General features: G+C 54.5%; 22 protein-coding genes. 16 read left to right on the forward strand and 6 right to left on the reverse strand.

The features are described 5' to 3' along the window. Window positions 1–26: 26 nt before the first annotated feature. The 4 genes from BLW37_RS08100 to BLW37_RS08115 all read right to left on the reverse strand — a co-directional run bounded on the left by BLW37_RS08100 (window position 27) and on the right by BLW37_RS08115 (window position 7258). Entirely contained in the window at window positions 27–4013 is a 3987-nt protein-coding gene (locus BLW37_RS08100; protein ID WP_245785670.1) for an efflux RND transporter permease subunit, read from the reverse strand. Between the two features lie 70 nt (window positions 4014–4083). Next, window positions 4084–6408 carry an efflux RND transporter periplasmic adaptor subunit gene (locus BLW37_RS08105; protein WP_091341710.1) on the reverse strand — a complete coding sequence of 775 codons (2325 nt, stop codon included), beginning with the start codon at window positions 6406–6408 and terminating at the stop codon, window positions 4084–4086. Between the two features lie 79 nt (window positions 6409–6487). After that, window positions 6488–6880: a hypothetical protein gene (locus BLW37_RS08110; RefSeq protein ID WP_091341712.1), complete on the reverse strand. Its 393-nt coding sequence runs from the start codon at window positions 6878–6880 to the stop codon at window positions 6488–6490. Between the two features lie 60 nt (window positions 6881–6940). After that, complete coding sequence (locus BLW37_RS08115) at window positions 6941–7258, reverse strand: ArsR/SmtB family transcription factor (RefSeq protein ID WP_091341713.1); 318 nt, start codon at window positions 7256–7258, stop codon at window positions 6941–6943. A 174-nt stretch (window positions 7259–7432) separates the two neighbouring features. Between BLW37_RS08115 and BLW37_RS08120 the strand changes: the two genes are divergently transcribed. From BLW37_RS08120 to BLW37_RS08195, 16 genes are all read left to right on the forward strand, one after another. Continuing rightward, a complete protein-coding gene (locus BLW37_RS08120) occupies window positions 7433–8368 on the forward strand; it encodes a permease (RefSeq protein ID WP_091341715.1) in 936 nt (311 codons plus the stop codon). A 2-nt stretch (window positions 8369–8370) separates the two neighbouring features. Continuing rightward, window positions 8371–9816 carry a hypothetical protein gene (locus BLW37_RS08125; RefSeq protein WP_091341717.1) on the forward strand — a complete coding sequence of 482 codons (1446 nt, stop codon included), beginning with the start codon at window positions 8371–8373 and terminating at the stop codon, window positions 9814–9816. A 10-nt stretch (window positions 9817–9826) separates the two neighbouring features. Continuing rightward, window positions 9827–10012 carry a hypothetical protein gene (locus tag BLW37_RS08130; protein ID WP_091341719.1) on the forward strand — a complete coding sequence of 62 codons (186 nt, stop codon included), beginning with the start codon at window positions 9827–9829 and terminating at the stop codon, window positions 10010–10012. Between the two features lie 102 nt (window positions 10013–10114). Further along, window positions 10115–10489, forward strand: coding sequence for a hypothetical protein (locus BLW37_RS08135; protein ID WP_091341721.1), 375 nt, complete (start codon window positions 10115–10117; stop codon window positions 10487–10489). 96 nt (window positions 10490–10585) lie between these two features. Beyond that, window positions 10586–11035 (forward strand): copper resistance CopC family protein, encoded by a 450-nt coding sequence (locus tag BLW37_RS08140; RefSeq protein WP_091341723.1) that lies wholly within the window; start codon window positions 10586–10588, stop codon window positions 11033–11035. After that, window positions 11036–11893 carry a CopD family protein gene (locus BLW37_RS08145; protein ID WP_091341724.1) on the forward strand — a complete coding sequence of 286 codons (858 nt, stop codon included), beginning with the start codon at window positions 11036–11038 and terminating at the stop codon, window positions 11891–11893. Window positions 11894–11961: 68 nt separating this feature from the next. After that, window positions 11962–12426 carry a Zn(2+)-responsive transcriptional regulator gene (gene zntR / locus BLW37_RS08150; protein WP_171907578.1) on the forward strand — a complete coding sequence of 155 codons (465 nt, stop codon included), beginning with the start codon at window positions 11962–11964 and terminating at the stop codon, window positions 12424–12426. Further along, window positions 12420–13529 (forward strand): SO_0444 family Cu/Zn efflux transporter, encoded by a 1110-nt coding sequence (locus BLW37_RS08155; RefSeq protein ID WP_091341727.1) that lies wholly within the window; start codon window positions 12420–12422, stop codon window positions 13527–13529. Before zntR ends, BLW37_RS08155 begins: the two co-directional genes overlap by 7 nt. A 99-nt stretch (window positions 13530–13628) precedes the next feature. Continuing rightward, window positions 13629–14390 (forward strand): substrate-binding periplasmic protein, encoded by a 762-nt coding sequence (locus tag BLW37_RS08160; RefSeq protein ID WP_091341729.1) that lies wholly within the window; start codon window positions 13629–13631, stop codon window positions 14388–14390. 91 nt (window positions 14391–14481) lie between these two features. Continuing rightward, a complete protein-coding gene (locus BLW37_RS08165) occupies window positions 14482–15348 on the forward strand; it encodes a DMT family transporter (protein ID WP_091341730.1) in 867 nt (288 codons plus the stop codon). Between the two features lie 146 nt (window positions 15349–15494). Continuing rightward, complete coding sequence (locus tag BLW37_RS08170) at window positions 15495–16286, forward strand: putative hydro-lyase (RefSeq protein ID WP_091341732.1); 792 nt, start codon at window positions 15495–15497, stop codon at window positions 16284–16286. Between the two features lie 11 nt (window positions 16287–16297). Continuing rightward, window positions 16298–17026 carry a 5-oxoprolinase subunit PxpA gene (locus BLW37_RS08175; protein WP_091341733.1) on the forward strand — a complete coding sequence of 243 codons (729 nt, stop codon included), beginning with the start codon at window positions 16298–16300 and terminating at the stop codon, window positions 17024–17026. A 5-nt stretch (window positions 17027–17031) separates the two neighbouring features. Further along, the gene (gene pxpB / locus BLW37_RS08180) at window positions 17032–17718 is read left to right on the forward strand and encodes a 5-oxoprolinase subunit PxpB (protein WP_091341735.1); all 687 of its coding nucleotides are present in this window, start codon (window positions 17032–17034) and stop codon (window positions 17716–17718) included. Beyond that, a complete protein-coding gene (locus BLW37_RS08185; RefSeq protein WP_091341737.1) occupies window positions 17715–18671 on the forward strand; it encodes a 5-oxoprolinase subunit C family protein in 957 nt (318 codons plus the stop codon). Before pxpB ends, BLW37_RS08185 begins: the two co-directional genes overlap by 4 nt. Further along, window positions 18671–19510, forward strand: coding sequence for a DUF4392 domain-containing protein (locus BLW37_RS08190; protein WP_091341738.1), 840 nt, complete (start codon window positions 18671–18673; stop codon window positions 19508–19510). The genes BLW37_RS08185 and BLW37_RS08190 overlap by 1 nt, the downstream gene beginning before the upstream one ends. An 8-nt stretch (window positions 19511–19518) precedes the next feature. Continuing rightward, window positions 19519–20382, forward strand: a complete 864-nt coding sequence (locus BLW37_RS08195; RefSeq protein ID WP_091341740.1) for a D-amino acid aminotransferase — start codon at window positions 19519–19521, stop codon at window positions 20380–20382. Between the two features lie 59 nt (window positions 20383–20441). Here BLW37_RS08195 and BLW37_RS08200 read toward each other — a convergent pair whose 3' ends face one another. After that, the gene (locus tag BLW37_RS08200; protein WP_091341741.1) at window positions 20442–21623 is read right to left on the reverse strand and encodes an ABC transporter permease; all 1182 of its coding nucleotides are present in this window, start codon (window positions 21621–21623) and stop codon (window positions 20442–20444) included. After that, window positions 21620–22561, reverse strand: coding sequence for an ABC transporter ATP-binding protein (locus BLW37_RS08205; protein WP_091341743.1), 942 nt, complete (start codon window positions 22559–22561; stop codon window positions 21620–21622). Before BLW37_RS08205 ends, BLW37_RS08200 begins: the two co-directional genes overlap by 4 nt. Window positions 22562–22604 lie beyond the last annotated feature (43 nt).

Raw genomic sequence — 22604 nt, forward strand, 5'->3', positions numbered from 1 at the left:
GTAATACTGGCTCCGCCAGATGGAGATCAGCGGGATTGAGCCAACCGCCGCTCCTCGACCATGGCATACAGCACCGGCACCATAAAGACACTCAGCAGCACAAACAGCATACCGCCAAGGGTTGGAATGGCCATAGGGATCATCAGATCGGCGCCACGACCAGTGGCGGTTAGTACCGGCAACAGGGCTAACATGGTGGTAGCCGAGGTCATCAAACAAGGACGGATCCGTTTTAACGCGGCCTGCATCACCAGGGCCCGCACTTCACTACGGCTTTTTGGTTTAGCCGCACTAAATTGCTGCTTCAGGTAAGTGGCCATCACCACCCCATCGTCGACCGCGATGCCAAACAACGCCAAAAAGCCGACCCAAACCGCAATACTCAGGTGATAGCTTTGCAGCTGAAACAAAGACCGCAGATTGGTATCGAACCAGTCGATGTTTAAGAACCAGGGTTGAGCGAACAAATCCAACATGATAAAGCCGCCAGACCAGGCCACTGCAATGCTGCTGAAAATCATCAGCGCTGTACTAACCCGCTTAAACTGCAGATACAACAGCATAAAAATCAGTACCAGCGACAAGGGGATCACCCATTGCAAGGTTTGGCTGGCTCGCTGCTGATGCTCGAAGCTACCAGCAAAGCTGTAACTGGCTCCGGCCGGCAGTTGCCAGTCGCCGCTGGCAATGGCAGCATCCAGATGGGCTGCCACTGCATCCACCACATCGACTTCAGCCCAGCCGCTCAGGCTACCAAAGGTAACGTAGGCAGTTAAAAACGTATTTTCCGAGCGGATCATCTGCGGGCCCCGCTGGTAGCGGATTTCCGCCAGCTGGGTTAAAGGCACCGGATAACCGGACGCGGTATCAATCAACACCTCGGCCAGTTGCTCCAGACTATCGCGGCGTTCACGCATGTAGCGTACCGTGATGCCATAACGCTCGCGTCCTTCCACGGTGCGACCAGCTTCCATGCCGCCTATGGCGGTCGCAATGGCCTGCTGTACTTGCTGCATGCTCACACCGTAACGGGCAATAGCAGCGCGATCCGGATGGATCTCCAGGTAAGGCTGACCAACAATGCGCTCAGCACTGACTGACGCGGCCTGCACCCCGGGTGCCTGGCGCAGCAATTGCTCCAGTTCAAGAGCCAATTGATCCAGTGTTGCCAGATCCGGTGCCGATAATTTCACCCCCATGGCCGCCCGCATGCCGGTTTGCAGCATAAGCAAACGGGTTTCAATGGGCTGCAACTTTGGTGCTGAAGTCACGCCCGGCAACTGGGCAGCACGCACAATTTCCTGCCAGATGTCATCCGGCGACTGGATATGCTCCCGCCATTGCCGGTATGGCCGGCCACGCGGGTCTTCAATCAGCTCACCTTGCTTATCGCGCACGAAGTCCCCTGCACGGTTGTCGAAGCGAAACGCCAGCCGCCGGCCAGCAGCATCGGTTTTAAACTCGCTGTGGTATTGGATCAGGGTTTCAATCATGCCTAGGGGAGCCGGATCCAGTGCGGTTTCGGCCCGGCCAATTTTACCCACCACCGAACGCACTTCCGGGATGGCTGCTATGGCCGTATCTTGCTGCTGCAACACCGCCAGCGCTTCGCCAATGGAAGCATGCGGCATTAAGCTTGGCATCAGCAAAAAGGCCCCTTCATCAAGTGCCGGCATAAACTCACGGCCAAGACCTGGGTAACGATGGGTAAGATCAACCCAACGGTCACTGTGCTGCCAATGACCAGGCAACCAGCCCAGCGTCTGCTGTGCGCCCAGCCAAACCGTCAGGCCAAAGCCTACCACCAAAAGAGGCACACTTAAAAACAGCCATTTCAGCCGCAAAAATGCGGCCAGAAGCCAGGGGTAGCCCCATAAAAACAGCATAAAAAAGCCCAGCACCCCTGCCAGCAATAAGGTGACAAAGCCCCAGTTGGCCAAGCTACCGGCCAAAGGCCCGAGCGGCAGCCATACCTGACTCAGCAAACTGACCGCCGCCAGCAGCACCAGGATCACCAGCAGGCCATGACCAAGGCGCCATAAAGCGGCTGCCGGTAGTGAGAATTGTTGGTCAAAGGCGTGCAGCCTTTGCTCAATCCTGCGACATAGCGGGAACTGCTGCCGTAGCTTGCTCCACAGTCGATCACCTAATGTTGCCCGATAACCTGACCAGAGCAAGACCGCAGCATAAAACAGGCTGGCCAGCCACAGCAGTCCGGAACCAAACCAGATGGCCGCCAGCACAAAAGCTGCCAACAGCCACCAGCGGGCGCTGCTTAGCAGGTGCTGCTGCCAGGCCTGCCAGGCATCGGCTTTGCGCCAGCGAAACAACAAAGCCAGCAATACCGGCAGTACCGTTAATGCGAGCAGCGCCGCCGATAACAGTACAAAGGTTTTGGTGTAAGCCAAAGGCCCGAACAACTTGCCCTCGGCACCGGTCATGGTAAAGACCGGTAAAAAGCTGATCACGGTGGTGCTGATGGCCGTCAGAATAGCCGGGCCCACTTCCCTGCCGGCTTGCATCACAGCGTCAACGGCTTTTAACTCGGGTTGCTGCTGACGCTGCCGCAGCAGGTTTTCGCTGACAATAATGCCCATATCAACAATGGTACCAATGGCGATAGCAATGCCCGCCAGCGCGACGATGTTGGCATCGACCGCCAGCCACTTCATGGCAATGAAGCTCAGCAGCACGGCCATCGGCAACATCAGGCTGACCGCCAGTGCCGCCCGAAAGTGCAGCAGCAAAGCCAGCACCACCACCACCGTCACCAGCAATTGCTGGCTCAGCGCATCCTGCAAGGTGCCCAAGGTCTCATCAATCAGTTCACTGCGATCGTAGAAAGGCACCACCGTCAGTTGGCTTAAGGTCAACCAGCTGGGCCAGCTATCAGTTGGCTGGGCCCGTAAAAAACCCAGCCAGTCGGCCTGCACAGCCGGGTCCCGTCCCTGCCAGGCAGGCAATTGCCAATCCCGGGCAAAGGCGTCTACCTCGGCCGCAGTCACTTGCTGCCAGTCAATCACGGCCTTGGCCGGTAAGCCACGTTGTACCTCTTCGAGACGACGCTTAACATTGGCAATGGCCTGACGCGGATTGTAACCCTCACGCACCGTGACCACACCACCGACGGCCTCGGCGCCATTGACATCCAGCGCACCACGCCGCTCAGCCGGGCCAAATTGCACCCGGGCCACATCGGCAACCCGGATCGGGGTGTTGTCCGGTGCCAGCCGCACCACCGCCTGCTCGATATCGCTCAGTTGTTTGACAAAACCAACACCGCGGATCAGGTACTCGACCCCATTCAGTTCCCGGCTGCCGGCACTGACATCCAGATTAGCTGCCATCACCGCCGAGGTCACTTGCGCAAGCGTCACCCGATGTATCCGCAGCAGATCGGGGTCGACCTCCACCTGATACTCCCGCTGATAACCACCAATGGAAGCTACTTCGCTGATGCCTTCGGCAGCCAGCAGGCCGGTTCTCAGGTACCAATCCTGCACGCTGCGCAGTTCATCCAGATCCCAGCCACCGGTGGTGTTGCCTGCAGGATCACGCCCTTCTAACGTGTAGAGAAAGACCTGCCCCAGTGCGGTTGCATCCGGTCCAAGCGTTGGCTGCACCCCAGCCGGCAAGGCATCGGCTGGCAGACTGGCCAGTTTTTCCAACAAGCGGGTACGTGACCAGTAAAACTCCACACTGTCGTCAAAAATCACCGCAATGTTGGAAAAACCAAACATCGACAAAGAACGCACATCCTTTACGCCAGGGACGCCCATCAGCGCCACACTCAGTGGGTAACTGATTTGATCTTCCACGTCCTGCGGCGAGCGGCCGGGCCAATCGGTAAAGACAATTTGCTGGTTTTCACCCAGGTTTGGAATGGCATCGACCGCGACCGGTTCAAGCGGCATGCCGGTTTTCCAGCCAAAAGGAGCGAAGGCAACACCAGCCACCAGCAAGAGGCCAGCCATCAGCAGCACCAGCAACTTTTGCTGCAGGCAGCTTTGCATCAGGCGATCAAACCAGGGCGAGGCAGTAGCCGTTGAAACAGTATCAGTTGAGCCAGTGCCAGTTTCGCTATCAGTGTGCATGCTGTCCCTCCCCGACAAACTGCTGCTGGATATCGCCACAGCGCAGCATCATGGCACCGTAGTAAGGGTTGAGCACGTTATCCTGAGGTTGCAACCAGGCCGCGCCCCGGCCGCCACGCGCCATCGGGCAATAGGCCCGGTACCAGTCGCCGGCCAGTACGCCCTGCTCGGCCAGTGTCAACAGCGCCTGCACTTGCGGGTAGTACAGCTCACGCGCCTGCTCTAAGGAGCCAACATGATGGCTATGGCCTTTGCCCTGCTGCATGGCCTGAACCTCAGCCTCCAGTGCCTTTGGCCAATCAATGGCGGCAACGGCCTGGTGGAAGACAGCAGCGCCCTGCTGCCAGCCGGCTAAATCATCCTTGGTCAGTGCTTGATACAGGCTTTGGTAAGCCTGCAACACGGCTTCTTGCTGTGCGTCTGTCAGTGAAAAAGCACCATGCTGACTGGTATCCGTCGATTGCCCATTGGATGGAAGAGCCTCACGGTCCGGGAATTGCGTTTCTACATCGCCACAACGCAGCATCATGGCACCGTAGTAAGGATTGAGCACGTTATCCTGAGGCTGCAACCAGGCCGCTCCCCGGCCGCCTCGCGCCATCGGGCAATAGGCCCGGTACCAGCCGCCGGCCAGTACCCCATGCTCGGCCAGTGCCAACAGCGCCTGCACTTGCGGGTAGTAGAGCTCACGCGCCTGCTCTAAGGAGCCGACATGATGGCTATGGCCTTTGCCCTGCTGCATCGCCTGAACCTTACTCTCCAGTTCTTTTGGCCAATCAATGGCAGCGACAACCCGGTGAAAATCAGCAGCGCCCTGCTGCCAGTTCGCTAAATCATCGTCGGTCAGAGCCTGATAGAGCTGGCGGTAACTTAGCAGCAGCGCCTGTTCATCGTCAGGCTTTAGCTGAAAGTCAGTCACCAGCTGGCGACTTCGGGAGCTGGTGGTTGCGTCTTCGGTGCTAGGCTCACCGGCATGAGCGCCATGGTGATGGGCATGAGGATCGCCGCCTTCACCCGCTGCCGCCATCATGCTGGACAGCCCGCGGATCTGCAGCTCGCTGTCAAGCCGCATCGCGCCTTTGCTCACCACCAAGGCATGCTCATCCAAACCGGACAGCACTTCGTAATAGGGGCCAAAGCGCCGGCCTAAGCGGACCTCACGGCCGGCATAGGTTGGGCGTTCATCGTCCAGCTTCACATACACCAGCGCCCGTTCCCCGGTCAGTAAAGCTGCGGAAACCGGGATTAACAGTACATCATCCTGCGTGCTTTTCAGCTGTGCCCGGGCCAGCATGCCCGGTTTTAAACGGCCATCGGGATTCTGCAGCAGTGCCCGCACCCGAACCGTACGCCGGCTGGCATCGACCAACGGCTCCAGCAGCAGCACTTCCGTCTCCAGCGTTTCACCGGGCAGGGCCAGCAGTTCGACCTTGACGGTCTGACCTGGCTGGATCAATGGCAACTGATGTTCAAAAGCTTCCAGTTCCAGCCAAAGTGTGTCCAGGTTAAGGACGGTAAAAAGCGGCTGGCCGGTGCTGACATAGGCCCCTGCATTGACCATTTTCTCCATCACCCGGCCTGAAACCGGCGCACTGATGGTCACGCTGTCCTGCAAGGTTTCACTTTGCAGGATGGCTTCAATTTGCTCGCTGGGCACACCGAGTAAACGCAAGCGCCGCCTCGCTGCATCCAGTGTGGCGCTAGCCGGCAGACTACCAGCACGAGCACTGCCCTGAGCCGCCGCAAGCTGTTTGGCTTGCACCAGCTCTTGCTGGATCACAATCAAATCCGGGTTAAAAATCTCCACCATTGGCTGACCAGCCGTAACATCTACCCCTGTGCTATTCAGATACAACTGCTCAATACGGCCGGAAGCCCAGGCGCTGATGGTTTTTAACCGGCTTTGATCGGCTGCCAGCTGTCCCACGAGCGACAGGCTGGCCGTGGCCTGTTGCCGGCGTACCGGGGTAAGTTCCGGTTGCAATAAGGCATGGGCTCTGGGGCTTAGCCGTATCACGGCATCATCCCCTTCCGGCAAGGGGTCATCATCCTGCTCGACCGGGATCAGCGCCATACCACAAATCGGGCAACGATCATTCGGATTTTCAGATCGAACATGCGGATGCATGGAGCAAGTGTAAATGGTGGTTGCTTCACCACGCAGCTTCGCCAAGGGATCATCCTGCTGTACTTCAGAAGCATTTGCCGGGTGGTGATGTGTATGATCGTGTTGATGCGGGGTCGCTAAAACGCCATAGCTCAGCATCAATAACCAGATAAAAAGCGCAGTGCGCCTGTTTTTTGAAACCAACATAAGAAAAATCCTGCCAGGTTAAACGCCAAAGCAACCACATGCCACAGCATGCAGCCAAGGTTCAGATAACCAGCAGTACTCAGATCAGCAGTAAGGATTTTTCCAGATAGAGCGGGGTCGTTCGGGGGTAAGGCGGGCCCTGGGCCAGATAAAGACTGTGTTGCTCAGCAGGCAGTTCAGCCAGCACAGGCTCAATGACAGCCTGCAACCACAGCACCACAGCAGGTAGCTCAGGTGTAGCCGTTTGCACCGCATCCAGCGCGCAACCAGAACAGAGATCGTGCTCTGGCAACAGTTCATGCACCTGGGCTTCAGCAACAACCCCATGGCAAGAAGGCACTTCCGCTTGCAGCTCTGCATGATGGCTGGCTGCAAACAACTGACCACAAAACAGCAAACACCAGGACAAGGCGAGGCTAACCATCATCGGGATGGCCCAGATTTTTTGCCGTTGTACTAAGGTGCTAAGCATGGCTAATACCAGAGTGAGAATGTGCTAAAGATACGCCTAAATGCCATGACTGTCAAAATACTACTCCAGCTTAGTCAGGGTAAATGGAGTCCGCTCGCCGGCACAACACTCTGCATACAAGAAGCCCAGCAACTGTTCCAGCACATCAAAATTGAGCTGACAATACAATGTACGCCCCTCGCGTCGTTGCTGCATAAGCTGCACCTTAATCATTCGGGATAAGTGATGGGACAAAGTGGAAGATGGAATATCAAGCTGCTGCTGAATGTCCCCCACTGCAACCCCCTGACGCCCAGCGCGCACCAACTGCCGGAAAATCGCCAACCGGGTACTGTGCCCCAGTTCTGCCAACCGTGCAGCTGCAAGTTCCAACTCCATCAGCGTCTCCTGCTTAAAAATAAAAACATTCTATATTTATCGAAGCATATTGACAATTCCATATTAGTCGAAATAAAATAATTCCACAATCACCGAAATAAATACTCCAAAGGAAAGCGCTTTAAATGAAGTTTATTTCGGTATTTGCGGAAAAACAGAAATAAGGAGTTAACTATGTCTGACTTTACCTCACTCAGCCAAAGCGCACTGTTTAATAGTATGCAGTTTTTTATAATAGTATTCAGCGAGTTGGTGTTACTGTTCATTCTGATCAGTATGCTCGTGAGTTGGCTGCAATTAAAGATCCCCAAAGCCCGGGTACAAGCACTGTTATCCGGCAAAAGTGGCTATATGCTTGCCGCCGGCCTGGGGGCTATTACCCCCTTTTGCAGTTGCTCTACCCTGCCGATGATGGTGGGCTTGCTTAGAGCAAAAGCAGCGTTTGGTCCGGTAATGACTTTTCTGTTTACTTCACCACTGCTTAACCCATTTTTGATTGCCATGCTATGGGTTATTTTTGGCTTGAAATTGCTGCTGATTTATAGTTTGTCTGTGCTGGGAGTAGCAATACTCAGCGGTATGTTACTGCAAGTCTTTCAGTTCCAACGCTTTATCACATTGCCACAAGCATCAACCTGCTGCGGCAGCAACAATGCCATGCTGACACTTCATCCTGAAAAAACTTGGTCGCTAAAAGGGCTGTTGCAACAAGCAATTAAAGAAACCCGTAGCTTTTTACCGCATATTACTTTAGGTGTTGCCGTAGGCGCTGTTATTCATGGTTATGTACCCTCCTCATTGCTGGCAGGGTTGAGTAACTCTAACCCCTGGTGGCTGATCCCGGCAGCGGCATTGAGCGGAATTATGCTCTACGTGCGTGCCAGCACCATGTTACCGCTGGCTGCCACCCTGGTTGCCAAGGGGGTTAGCCTGGGAACCGTGATGGCGCTTACAATTGGCGGCGCTGGTGCCAGCCTGCCAGAAATGATTATTTTAAAGCGGATCTTTCAGTGGCCACTGATGATCGCTTTTGTGCTGGTGGTGCTGGGCACCGCGATAATGACAGGATTTAGTGTTCAGCTGCTGCTGAGCACCGGGGCGGGGGTGTGAGAATGTTGCATACTACCAAACATTATGGCATTCCCGCCGCCATAGGCGCTGCAGAATTTGCTAATCGGCAACTTGGCTTGGAACAAAAAAGCGTTGGCTTTGTACCAGCACCGGTTAGCCACACTCCATGGCAGCTCGAAGCAAAACTATGGCAACAAGCTCAGCACAAAGCGCAGCTATTGGGCCAGTTACTGGTGCACCTTAGCCAACAAACTACATGGTTGCAGCAACAAAGCGAGCCTTTACGTTCTGGCAGCAACATGACGTCACTGCTGGTGAGGATGCTCAATACCATCAGCCAGCAACCGGAGCGAGCCAGCGAAGTGCCCTTACTGCGGCACGACTTTATGCTGGATCAACACCAAAATTGGCGATGGGTTGAGAGCAACCCCATTGCTGCTGGCATGGGACCACTCAATGAGCAATGGTTGTCGTTACTGCGATCCAATTCCCCACCGGCTTCGTGGGCAGACAACTCAGCGACTTTATCGCAAGCACAATTGCTGTTTGATGCCGCCAAGCTGCAGGCAGAGCGCGCTGGGCATGGGTATCCATTGATTGTCTTTGTCGTAGAGCCTGTTGAAGGCAATCGACTCGATCAGGAATTGCTGGCCCAAGCTCTGCGCCAACTTGGCGCACGAGTACTTCGTAAAACCCTGCCTGAACTGTACACCGCCACGGTCAGTCCACAGCATCGACTACAACTAGCCGAAGGCGAAGCTGATTTGCTTTATTTTCGTACCGGCTACAACCTGGACGATCTGGCTGCAGATACAGCAGCCTGGCACCAGCATCGAACGCAATGGCAACGACTGCGGCTGGCGCTCTGCCCTGGCATTCGGCTTCAGCTGGCTGGCAGCAAATGGATCCAGACAAAAATTCAGCAAGAACTGGCACAAAATCCAAGCCGACTACCGATACCTGCCAGCTGGGATAAACACGACAGACAACAACTACAAAACCTGACAGTGGCAACTACTCCAGCAGCAGAGCTGAAGAAAGCAACCGCAATTCAGTTGCTGCAACAAGGCTGGTTGTTGAAAAACCAGCAAGAAGGCGGTGGCCATTTGCTGCAGACAGCAGATGCTATCGACCGCATCCAGCAAGGCGTGGAACCTGCCGAAGGCTTTGTGCTAATGCAACGGATCCCTGCCCTGATCAGAACTGAAGGCGTATTTACCCAACGACAAGGCAAGATAAAACACTGGCCAAAAGCAATCTCCGAGTTGGGTCTATTTACAGTAGGCAGCAGCGCCAACTATGGCGGTTACTTGCTACGCACCAAGCAAGCAGCTCAGTTGGAAGGGGGTATTCACAAAGGCGGCGCTGTGCTTGATACGGTTCAGCTACAACCAGATGCATGCTGCAATCGCTGGCTTGACTCTGGAGTGAACTCCAGAGCTTATACTGCGACAAAATCCCACTTGCCCACAAGCAACGCTATCTAAGGAGACAGTCATGCACACCATTTGCCATGCAACCAAAGGGTTTCTATTGCTGCTGTTTCTGCTGGTGGTACTGGATCCATTATTTTTTAGCCGCGATCTGGTACACCTGCTGGTGATCCATAGTTTTTTTATGCTGCTACTGACGGTAGGCTTACTCGTCGTCGAGATCTGGTGTCAGCGGCTCAGTACAGAGTAGCAAAATAACTGCAGCAGTCATCAGTCACATGCTAAAAGCCAGTTTGCCTTTAACTGCAATTTTCGCTAAGGTTGCGTCATCGTCTGAAGAAGGTGCGCCTGAATGCGTTTTTCTGCCATTGTCCTGATAGTCACGCTGTTGCTAAAAAGCATAGCAGGCTTGGCTATGGCTGGTTGTCATGCTGATCATGGCACAATGGAAAATTCAGCACCACTGCAACAACAGCTTCAGATAGAGTTCAGTGAACCCGCTGCCAACGAGGACACTGCTCAGAGCAATATTGCCGATATCACCCAATCAGATGGTTACGCTCAGTCCTGTGCCATCTGCGCCAGCTGCTGTGTTCAATCTACTGCAGCCGATCAAACAGATAACCTCCCTGCATTCGAACCTTCAGAATCAATGAGTATCCATGCATTCAGTGACTTAAGTGTCAATCAATTAGCGCTGTTTAAGCCACCCAAACCATTCAGTTAACTCCCTTTCACTCGTTTTTTTAATGACTTTGGTTAGCCCGAGCCGGGCCATACCAAGTGCGCATACTGATCCACTATAAATTTTGAGGTAGTTTTCATGAACCGTTTTATGATGTTTTTTGCGTTAGTCATCCTTTGCTTTGCACCAGCCAAAGTACTGGCCCATACCCCAATGCAGTTTTCGATCCCAGCTGATGGTGCGGTCTTAAATGAATCAACCGCCGTAGTCATGCTGCATTTTGGTGATCCGGTACGGATGCTGTCACTCGACCTGACACATCAGGATCAAGCGATAGAGTTTGGCTTTGAGCGTAATCGCCAGCCGACAGATCACATTGAATTTCCGCTGCCGACATTAGCACCAGGTCACTATCAGCTGGAATGGGCAGCCCTGGGCGCCGACGGTCACCGGGTATCCGGTACTATCAGCTTTCAGATAGATCCAGACGCTGAAGCATCGAACCCGGAACCTGAGCCTGAGTCAGAATCGCACCAGCATCACCACCATGCAATGCTGGCTGAGACTAGCTCTGAGTTGAAAAGCTAAATGCACTGGGAGCTTTGGACGGTTTTAAGCCGGCTAACGCTGTTCATTTGTATGGCGCTGACAGTGGGAGCATTTTTTTGCTGCTGGCTGTCGCGCCAACATAAATTAGAGCAGCCTGTTCACTGGCAAAGCTATCTGACCGTTGCTGGTCTGGGCGTATTGAGCGCAACTGCCAGTTTTTTACTCTTTATTGGCAGTATTGCCATGACTGGCGTCAATGGCATGTTTGACACTGAACTAATCTGGATGCTGCTGCCCGATGGCACCGGACAAGCCATGCTATGGCAGTGGGCAGCCTTTACGCTATTGGCTCTGAGTCTGCTAATCAGGCACTACCTGCGGCTGCAAGCGCTCATGCAATTGACTGTGGTGCTGCTGCTATTATTCAGCTTCACCCTTGGTGGGCATCTGCTTCAGCATGGTCTCATTGGCCGGTTAGCACTTGGCTTGCACCTGCTTTGCATCGGACTCTGGATCGGCTCTTTACCACTATTATGGCGACTATGCCAACAACACGCTGCCAGCAAGCTACACCCCCTGATGCAGCAGTTCGGGCAACTCATGGTCGTTGTGCTGTTGCTGTTGATTGGCAGTGGCCTGGGTATGTTATTACTTTTATTCTCTGAGCCGAGCCAACTCTGGCAAACAACCTATGGTCAAATAGTGCTGCTTAAACTAGGCCTGGTCAGTTTGCTGCTGGGTCTCGGTGCTTTCAATAAATTACGTTTGGTACCGGCGCTACATCATCCAGCAGGTTTGGTTAAATTAAGAAAAACCATTGCCCTGGAAATGCTACTCGCCGTGACTGTACTCATCACAACTGTCGTATTAACAACCATCATAGGCTGGACCAATTAACCTCTTGACTCTGGAGTAAGCTCAAGGGTTTATACTGTATTTACGCAAGTGGCCTCAATAGAGGAAAAATGATGAAAATTGGTGAGTTGGTCAAGCGACATGGTGTAAGCGTCGATACACTACGTTTTTATGAAAAACAGCAGTTGCTAAACCCTAGCGCCCGCTCTGAGGCGGGATATAGGCTGTACAATGAGTCCGACAGCAAGCGGCTGGCATTTATTCTTCGCGCTAAAAGTGTGGGGTTTAGCCTGCAACAAATCCGCGAACTCCTGCAGATTGAAGACAATAAAAGTGAGTGGCAGTGCGCCGATGTCAAAGACAAAGTGCAGCAAAAAATGCAGGAAATCCAGCAACAGATGGCTGAGCTGAACCGCTTTCATCAGGCATTGCAGCAATTGGATGAAGCCTGCTGTGGAGGCCCGTTAAGTGCCACTGAATGTTCGATTCTAACCGCTTTGGAACAAGGCCAGCCTGCCCGAACCGAACAGCATCATCATGAGCGTACCAACAACAAGGAACAGATAGCATGCTAAGTTTTATCGACAACTTCTGGCAACTGTTTGTGCTGTCTGCGCCCTGGTTACTGGTTGGCTTGTTGGTAGCCGCCATTATGAAAGCCTGGATCCCAATGGACTGGCTGCAACGCCAGCTCGGGGGCGATGGCGTCAAACCTGTGGTAAAAGGCGCTTTGCTGGGCGCCCCACTGCCCTTATGCAGCTGCGGCGTGATCCCGGCGGCGATGCAATTGCGCCGCGGCGGTGCCGGCAAAGGAGCAACCGTAGCCTTTTTAAGTGCTACCCCGGAAACTGGGGTGGATTCGATTTCCGTTTCTTATGTATTGCTTGGGCCAGTCATGGCCATAGTACGGCCAATCGCCGCCATTTTAAGTGCCATTACTTCTGGCCTGCTGGTTGGTAAAGCAACCGCACACGACAGCCAACCAAAGGCCCCGGTAAAAAGCTGCTGTGCCAGCAAAGCCCCACCAGTTGCTCCCCCTTCACAAGCTGCTGTGCCTGTGAAAACATCCTGCTGTGCACCTAAAAAAGTCACTGAGACAAAACCAACCTTATGGCAACAGGCCAAAGAAGGCCTGCAGTTCAGCACCGGCAAGTTGCTAAGCGATTTTTATCTGTGGCTGATGATAGGCCTGTTCTTCGCTGCGCTGGTGCAAACTCTGGTGCCGATGGATGCACTGGCTAAATACGGCAGCAGCATCTGGACCATGTTATTGATGGTGCTAATTTCAGTGCCGATGTACGTCTGCGCTACTGCTTCTACCCCGATTGCTGCTGCTTTGATGATGATGGGCATATCCCCGGGCGCCGCCCTGGTCTTTATGCAGGCCGGACCAGCCACCAACATCGCGACTATTAGCGTGGTGTACAAAGAGCTAGGCAAACGAGCGCTGGCGGCTTACTTATTTGGTGTCATTGTGATGTCGGTGTTTTTTGGCTGGCTGCTTGATTTTTCGCTGAACTACTTTGATATCTCGGTACACAGTGCGATGCAACATCAGCACTCGGTGCTGCCCTACTGGCTAGAGCTATCGGCCGCACTGCTACTGGCAGCTTTGATTGGGCGAATTATCTGGCAGCAATGGCGGCAAAAGCCCTCGATGAAAGCGCATACCGTCTAATCCCGAAAATCGCCACAACAAGCACTTGCACCCTGGTTGTTAACATGCGTATGATACGGTATAGCCTTTGGGCTATGCCGTCATATTTCAGGGACTGCTATGGTACGGTTTGGGATTGTATTTCTGACATTGCTTTACCTTTTGCCACTGAATGCACACCAGCATCCGGAGTTGGAGTGGTGTCTGGATGATCATCCGTACTGGCATTTTTATCCGGACGATGCCGAGCCTTACGGCCCTACCGTCGATTTAATGCACACCATTGCCGAACGTGCTGGCATCAAACTTCGCTTCAGCCCCAACACCCCTTTCTCACGCTGCCTTCGTCAAATGGAGCTGGGTCAAACCGATTTAATGGCCAGCCTGAATTACAGCGATGAGCGAGCCCGCTTTATGCATTTTATCCCTTACGATGAGGCCAAACCCGAAGTCATTTACCTGCTGCGGGAATCTGCTGATATCTCAAGCTGGGAGTTGCTTACCAGGCAACGTATCGCCGTTGTGCAGGATTATGTATACGCCAGGGAGTTGGAGACTTTACTCGCAGATGATGCCTTAACACTCGTCAAAGCAGCCACGCTGGATGACGCTTTTGCCATGGTATTGCTTGGCAAAGCGGATGCGATGATAGGTCCGGCACAAAGCACCATCAATGTGATTCAACACAACCCGCGTTTTCATCAACGCTTTAAACGTGCCAGCTATCAATTTCCGCTGACTCAAAATCGCAGCGTCAATCTGACACTATCCAAAAACAGCCCTCATCAGCACTTATTGCCCCTGCTGCAACAAGCGATACAGCAACTGGTGGAAAGTGGCGAAGTCAAACAATTCCGGGTCGATCTGGACGCCGTGGAATAACCCTGCAGCTCCTCTCCCTGCGACCGGCAACCCACTTGCTTTTTGCCACCACAATCTCTAAGCTGCGTTTTTCCCCGCCTCCGGAGCCTGCATGACAGGTGAAATTGCTGCCCTGCTCACCGCCTGTTGCTGGGCACTGGCCGCCCGGCTCTATCGCCATCTTGGCGCCAGTTTCAATGCCATCAGCCTGAACTTTTGGAAAGGCCTGATTAGCTTGCTGGTCTTGCTGCCACTGGGATTTTTACTGCCCTCCATTGAGTTAACCAGTTATCAGCTCGCCTTGCTGCTACTCAGTGGTGCCATTGGCATTGGCCTTGGCGATACCTTCTTCTTTTTAGCGCTACGCCGTTTGGGCGATCGGCAGTGCCTGCTGGTGGCAGAAACCCTGGCGCCTTTAATAACCGCCCTGCTGGCGATGCTGTGGCTGAGCGAATGGCTGCTGTGGCAACACTGGCTGGGCATGGCGCTGATATTTCTGGCGGTTGAACGGGTGCTGCGAGCGGGCAGTACGAGCAGCGGTACCCCGCTGAACTGGTCTGGGCTACAATTTGCTGCTTTGGCTGCCCTATGCCAGGCCATTGGTGCTGTGATTAGCCGGGATATTTTTCTGCACACTGAGGTGTCGGTGTTACAAGCCAGCAATTGGCGTTTTCTCGGCGGCATGGCCATTATTCTGGTACTGATGCTGCTTTGGCGGCAACGGCCATTGCCACGACCAGCGTTTTGCTGGCGTCCCTGGCTGGTGCTGCTGGTCGCGGCCCTGGTCGGAACCACCGCCGCGATGTTGCTGCAAATGCTGGCGTTTAGCCATACCAAAGCAGCCATCGCCCAAACCTTACTGGCGACCAGCATCGTGTTATCATTGCTGCTGACAAAACTACTGGGTGATGCTATCCCGAAAGGCAGTATCCACTGGACCTTAGCCGCCCTTTTGGGGGTCGGCCTGTTGCTGGCATAATGCTATGCTTAGCATTGAGTATGGTCGCACCTGCCACAGCAATCATGAATAATTTATTTTCATCGCTCATTATTGAGTAAATAGTTTATTCATAATAAAGTAGCACCTGTAGGTTGTAGCCATCCGGAATGCCTGAGAGGACGTTGATGTTAAACAAAAGCAGTCACCCCAAAGATGTGCGCCTGGCTTGCCGGCTGCAACAACACAGCGGCAATACCTCTGGCCTGGCCGCCGGCTTTGTGCAGGCCAATATGGTGATCCTGCCAAAAGCCGATGCCAGCGATTTTCTGCAATTTTGTCAGCTCAACCCCAAGCCCTGCCCTATCGTGGCGCTATCTGCCCAACCAGGCGATACCGGCATTGCAGCCATCGCTGCAGACTTGGATATTCGCAGCGACTTACCAAGCTACCGGCTGTTTCGCCACGGCGAGCTGGTGCAGGAGCTACCGGATATTCGCGAGCTCTGGCGTGATGATTTGGTCACCTTTTTCCTAGGCTGCTCCTTCTCGTTCGAAGAAGCTCTGCTGGCCGATGGGCTGGAAATTCGGAATATTACCGAAGGCGTGAATGTACCGATGTACCGCACCAGCATCCGCTGCCAAAGCGCCGGTAAATTCAGCGGCCCCATGGTGGTGAGTATGCGGCCAATGAAGCCTGCCGATGCCATCCGCGCCATTCAGATTTGCAGCCGCTTTCCACAGGTGCATGGTGCACCGGTGCATTTTGGCGATCCGGCTGCGATTGGCATTGCCGATTTAACTCAGCCGGATTTTGGTGATGCCGTCAGCATCAAGGCAGGCGAAGTGCCGGTATTCTGGGCTTGTGGCGTGACGCCGCAACTGGCCATTGCCGAGGCCAAACCGGAGCTTTGTATTACCCACAGCCCGGGCTGCATGTTGGTGACCGATATTCCAAATTCAAAATTGGCGTTGTTTTAGCCGGAGGAAGCATGAAATTAAACTGCGATCTGGGCGAAAGTTACGGCAGCTGGACCATGGGCATGGACAGCAGCGTAATGCCTTACATCGATATGGCCAACATTGCCTGTGGTTTTCATGCCGGTGATGCCGATGTGATGCAACGCACCCTGGCGCTGGCTAAACAGCATCAGGTTGACGTGGGCGCCCACCCCAGCTATCCGGATCGTCAGGGTTTTGGCCGCCGCACGATGAACTGTTCGCCCGAAGAGCTGATCAACCTGCTGCATTATCAAATCGCGGCGCTGGATGGCATGGCGCAAATTCATGGGCTTGAGCTGAGCTACGTCAAACCTCATGGTGCTTTGTACAACGATATGATGCGCCAGCCGGCTATTTTACAAACCGTATTTACCGCCATTCAAAGCTACCACAAACCACTGGCCCTGATGCTGCTGGCCACGGCTGAACAAGCCAAACACCAGGCCGAGGCCGATGCGCTGGGTATTGCGCTGTTGTTTGAAGCCTTCGCCGACCGGCGGTATACCGATGAAGGCCTGCTGATGCCTCGCAACCAAGCGGGTGCAGTGTTAAATCAAACAGAGGTATTGGCACAGGTGCAGTTGCTGGTCAGTGACGGTGTGGTAATCACCGGCAGCGGCAAACGGCTGGCACTGAAAGCAGATACGCTGTGCGTGCATGGCGATAACGAAGCGGCCATTGCCGAAGTGCAGCATATTCGTCAGTTGTTGCAAGGCTAGCCATCATGCTCGATTACCGCATTCAGATTGCCGGCGAAAACAGCCTGATCCTTTACCCGCCGCAGCAGATGTCGGCCGAGGTCAATCAGTGGGTGCTGAGTGCCTGCCAGCAACTAGAACAAGCATTGGCCGATGTATTGCTGGATGTGACTCCATCCTATGCGTCCATCCTGGTGAGCTACAACCCGCTGCAAACGGATCATTTTATGGTCAAAGCTCGGATCCGACACGCTTTAGCAGAGCAAAGCGGCGAAAGCCAGCAGACTGGCAAACTGGTTGAATTGCCGGTGTACTACAGTGAAGAAAGCGGGCCGGACCTGGCCCGGCTGGCACAACTGCACCAACTAAGCATCGAGCAAGTGATTGAGCTGCATCAGGCGCCGCTGTACCGGGTGTATGCCATAGGTTTTGCCCCAGGCTTTGCTTACATGGGCGAAGTGGATGAGCGCCTGGCGACCCCCAGGCTGGATAGCCCACGCGCCAAAGTACCCAAAGGCGCTGTGGCGATTGCCGATCGCCAGACAGCGGTTTATCCGGCCGAATCCCCTGGTGGCTGGAATCTGCTTGGCCTGTGTCCGCTGCAATTCTTTGATCCAAGCAAAACCCCCAGCATGCCAGTGGCGGTGGGCGACCAGGTGCGCTTTACCGCCATCAACAAAGCCGAGTTTTTACGCCTGGGAGGCGTATTATGAGCGGTTTTCGTATTGAGCAACCTGGCCTGCTTTGCACCCTGCAGGATCAAGGCCGTTTTGGCCAAAGCCGGCTCGGCCTGACCAGCGCAGGCCCGGCCGATGGCCATGCCTTTCGTTGGGCCAATGCCCTGCTTGGCAATACGTCGGGCAGCTGCGCTTTGGAAATTACGCTCGGCGGCTTGCAACTGAGCGCCGAACAAGATGGCGCTATTGCCGTGTGCGGTGCTGCTGTGCCGCTTAGCATCAACGGCAAGCCGAAAGCTTTGTGGCAAGGCCATGCGGTCAAAGCAGGCGATCGCATTGAGCTTGGGATGGCAACGTCAGGCGTGCGGGCTTATCTGGCAGTAGCCGGCGGCTTTTGTGTGCCGGAGCAGTTTGGCAGCTGTGCTACGGTGCTGCGCGAAGGCATTGGCGGCCTGGATGGCGGCAAACTCACAGCCGGGCAATTACTGCCTGTGACGAAACCAACAGCGGCGACCATGGCTTCACTGCAGCTGTTCGCCTTACCTGAGCGTTTCTGGCCGGATTATCAGAGCCCACTGGCATTGCGACTGATTGAAGGCTATCAGTGCGAGGATTTTTCGGTCGCAGAGCGGCAACGCTTTTATCAGCACCAGTACCAAATATCGCCAAAATCCGATCGGATGGGCTACCGGCTGCAAGGCCCGGCGCTGCAGTGCCAGCGCAGCAGCCTGCTGTCGGAGGGCATCTGTTACGGTGCTGTGCAGGTACCACCGGATGGCCAGCCCATCGTGCTGCTGTGCGATCGGCAAACCCTGGGCGGTTACCCTAAACTAGGCTCCGTGCTGTCCATCGATTGCTGGCAGCTGGCCCAACGACCAGCCGGCTTTGAGCTGCAGTTTACAGCCATTAGTATGGAGCAGGCGCATAACCTGCTGCATTTGCAGGAACAACGCTTTTGGCAGCAACACAGCCAACTGGAGGTGCTTTGATGAAGCCATTGCTGTCACTCAGTCGTCAGATTGAAGACTTGCTGGTGGCGCGTAATTTACGCGGCATGCAGCAGCTGCAACAGGCACTGCGCCCCGGTTATTACCTACGCGCCGCCCGCATCCTGAACCAGTGCCAGGGCGTGGTCTTTATCGGCACCGGTTTTCCGGTCGCCGATACTTTTGAAACAGACGGGCCTGTGGGTGCCATTGCCTTGTACGATTGCCTGCAACAGCTGGGCGCCCGGCCTGTGCTGGTGTGTGGCGATCCGCTCTACTCGGTGCTAAAAACCGACTACCACTGCCATCCACTGCCCGTCAACAGCCAGCAAAACCTGGCCGCGCTGGCGGCCGAGGCCCTGCAGCATTATCAGCCACAAGCCGTGATCTCCATTGAGCGGCCAGGCCGGGCTCAGGACGGCAAGTATTACAATATGCGGGGCGAAGACATCAGTGGTCGCTGTGCCAGCTTCGATGATTTTATGACGCTGGCCGCCTGCCCAACGCTGGCCATTGGCGATGGGGGCAATGAGATCGGCATGGGCAATATCAAGACCGCAGTCGGTAAGCTCAACATTATTCCGGCCGCCACCGAGTGCGATGAACTTTTGCTGGCTGATGTATCCAACTGGGGCGCTTATGGCCTGATTGCACTGCTGAGTGTCTGGCGCGAGCAGGATCTACTGGCGCAGGTGCAGCCACTGCGCATTTTGCAGTACTTATCCGACCGCGGCAGTGTCGATGGCGTCAGCCGCCTGAATACCTTAACCGAAGACAGTTTAGATGCCAGCGAAGGCATCGCTGTGCTTGGATCCTTACGTGCCCTCTGTGGCTTTAGCTGAGTGTGATTATGAGTATTGTGTATTTAAATGGGGACTATCTGCCGGCTGCCGAGGCCCGCATCTCACCGATGGATCGTGGCTTTTTATTTGGCGACGGCATCTACGAAGTAGTGCCATCCTACCAGGGCCGTTTTGTCGGCCTGGTACCGCATATGGAGCGAATGCTAAGCGGCCTGGAGCAGCTGAGCATTGACACCGGCCTTAATCTGGCCGACTGGCAGCAGTTGCTGACCGATTTACTGGCAAAAAACCAAAGCATGGGCGAAAACCTTGGGATCTATGTCCAGGTAAGCCGGGGCACGGATGTAAAGCGCAATCATGCCTTTCCGGCCAATATCCAGCCGACGGTGTTCGCCTTTGTGTTTGAGATCCCGCCAGCACCGGTGGCTGATAAAGACAAAGCGCCGCGTTATCGGGTGGTCGCCGCCGACGACTTGCGCTGGCAGCGTTGCCACATCAAATCCACCTCCTTGCTCGGCAATGTGCTGCACTACCAGCAAGGCTATGCTCAGGGCGCGCAGGAAACCATTTTATTTAACCGCGAAGGCTTTTTGACCGAAGCGGCTGCCTGCAATGTGTTTATCGTCAAAGACGGTGTGATTGCCACCCCACCGCTCAGCACTGAGCTGCTACCTGGCATTACCCGGCTGATTTTGCTGGCGATTTTGCGCAAATACAGCAATTACACGGTGGAAGAGCGCGCCATCAGCCGGGCTGAGGTACTGGCTGCCGATGAAGTCTGGTTAACCAGTTCCAGCAAAGAAGTGGCCCCTGTGGTACAAATCAACGATCAATGGGTCGGCGATGGCGAGCCAGGCGATATCTGGCTGCAAGTGCAGACGCTGTTTAGCGCCCATAAGTACGAGTTTTAGTCGCTACTAAACCACGATGAACGAAGAGCCCGCGAACGCGGGCTCTTCTGAAAAAGCGCTCAATCAGCCTTGCGGCTTAACGCCCAGCGCATAATATCGCCCCAGCTTGGCTCTTTGCCGTACATTTGCATGCCACGCAGGAAAATCCGGCCACCGAGCCGGCGCATGTAATACACCGTCGCCAGCAGCAGTGCCAGCGACAGGCTCAGCTGCCACCAGGGCACTTCCACCATCGACATCCGCACCGGCATGACAGCAAAGGACGTAACTGGCAGCCAACTGAGCAGCGTCATGGCCCAGCCACTCGGACTATCAATCACCAGATACGTAAAGAGCAGTGGCAACCAGGTCACCATCATCACCACGCCTTTGCCACTGGTATTGGGATCATCAATCGAGGCGGCAATGGCGCCCATAAAACAGGCGCACAGCAAAACGCCGGCCAATGCAAACGGGATCAACCAGAGGATCACCCACCAGTTCAGCCAGCTTAAGTCCATGGCTTCACCCGCCACCAGCACAGAAACCACCAGGAAAAACACCAGCATCACCAGTGTGGTGGTCAACATGGCTTTGAGCGCACTCAAGCTATGCCCCAGCACCTTGCCATCCATCCATTGCTGCGGAGTCAAAATGGCATACAGCTGCTCGGTCACCCGCTGCTGCTTTTCGCCAGTAATGCTCATCAGAATTTGACCAAAAGCCGTGCTTAGGCCTATCAACAATAAAATCAGCACGGCAAAAGCAATCATCTTCTCCGGCGTGTCTTCGCCTTTAAAATCATCATCCAAAAAACTACGTTCAATGGGGGCTGGCTGCTGCAGCTCCGTCAGCTGCGCATCGGTTAAGCCAAAATCACCGGCGCGCTGCAATTGGAAATAGCTTTGCAACACCTGCTCTAATTGCGGCAACCATTTGCTGCTGGCACCGGTGTGCAGCACCCAGCTGCCGTCCTGATAGGACAATACGGCATGCCAGGTTTGGTGATCGCGCAGTTGCTGCAATTGCTGCGACAGATCGATGCTGGGACGCTGAAACTCAAACTGCTCGGTATTTTGCACCACCACAGAGCCAGGCACGGCTATACGGTACTGCTGGCGGCTTTCATCGGTTAGATAGACCCAGGCAAAAACACCCCCCATTACCGCCAACATGAGTAAATAGGAAATCAGCTGCTGCTTCCATTTAAAAAAACGCAGAAATTCCCAGCGGGCTACAATCAGACTTTGACGGGATATCATGCAGCGGCCTCCTGTGGGGTTTGCCCCTGATGCCTGGACATGGCGTTCAGATACAGCTGATGCAAGTCCGGTTTCTGCATAGCGATTTGCTCCGGCTCAATCCGACCCAGCAGTTGCTGCAACACAGGGCCAACCTCCGCATCCCGCTGTAAGGTCAATAATGCCTGCTCTGGCTGGTGCATTTCCACTGCCGTAACCGCCTCCAGGCTGCGCAGCCAATCAGCAGGCAATGGCACCTTGCTGCTTAGCTGGATTTGCACCTCCGGCTGCGCCTGCTGGCGGATTTCGGCCAGAGTACCAGCCAGCACCACCTCGCCTTTGGCCATCAGCACCATGCGATCGGCCAGTTTTTCCACCATCGCCATCTGATGTGCACTCAAAATAACGGTCATGCCGTTTTGCTTAAGTTGCTTTAGAAAATCGACCACTTTCTCCTGATTGATGGGATCCAGCCCGGAGAAAGGCTCATCCAGAATGACCAGTGCCGGCTTGTGCAGTACCGCTGCAATCAGCTGTACTTTTTGCTGATTGCCTTTGGACAGCTGTTTTAAATCGTCGTGCCGACGCTCGGTTAGCTCGAATACCTCCAGCCAGTGATCCATCCGGCTCAGCGCTTCTGTTTTGCCAAGTCCATGCAATTGCGCCAAAAACAGCAGATTTTTTTCCACACTCTTATCACCATAAAGGCCACGGTCTTCCGGCAAATAGCCCAGCAAGCGCCGTGGTACATGATGAAAGGTTTGGTCCTGATAACACACTGAAATACTGCCGGCATCGGGCTTGGTCATGCCTACCAGCATACGGATAATGGAGGATTTTCCAGCCCCGTTCGGGCCGAGCAAAGCGAAAATTTCGCCGCTTTGAATTTGGAAACTGACCTGATTGACCGCCGTAACCGTGGCGTACTGCTTGGTCACCGCATCGATGCGTAGTTGCATGTCTTACACTCCCTGCACAATAAACCTGCCTAGCCTAACATCG

Origin of the sequence: Alkalimonas amylolytica, assembly GCF_900107845.1 — a bacterium.
GTDB classification, from domain to species: domain Bacteria; phylum Pseudomonadota; class Gammaproteobacteria; order Enterobacterales; family Alteromonadaceae; genus Alkalimonas; species Alkalimonas amylolytica.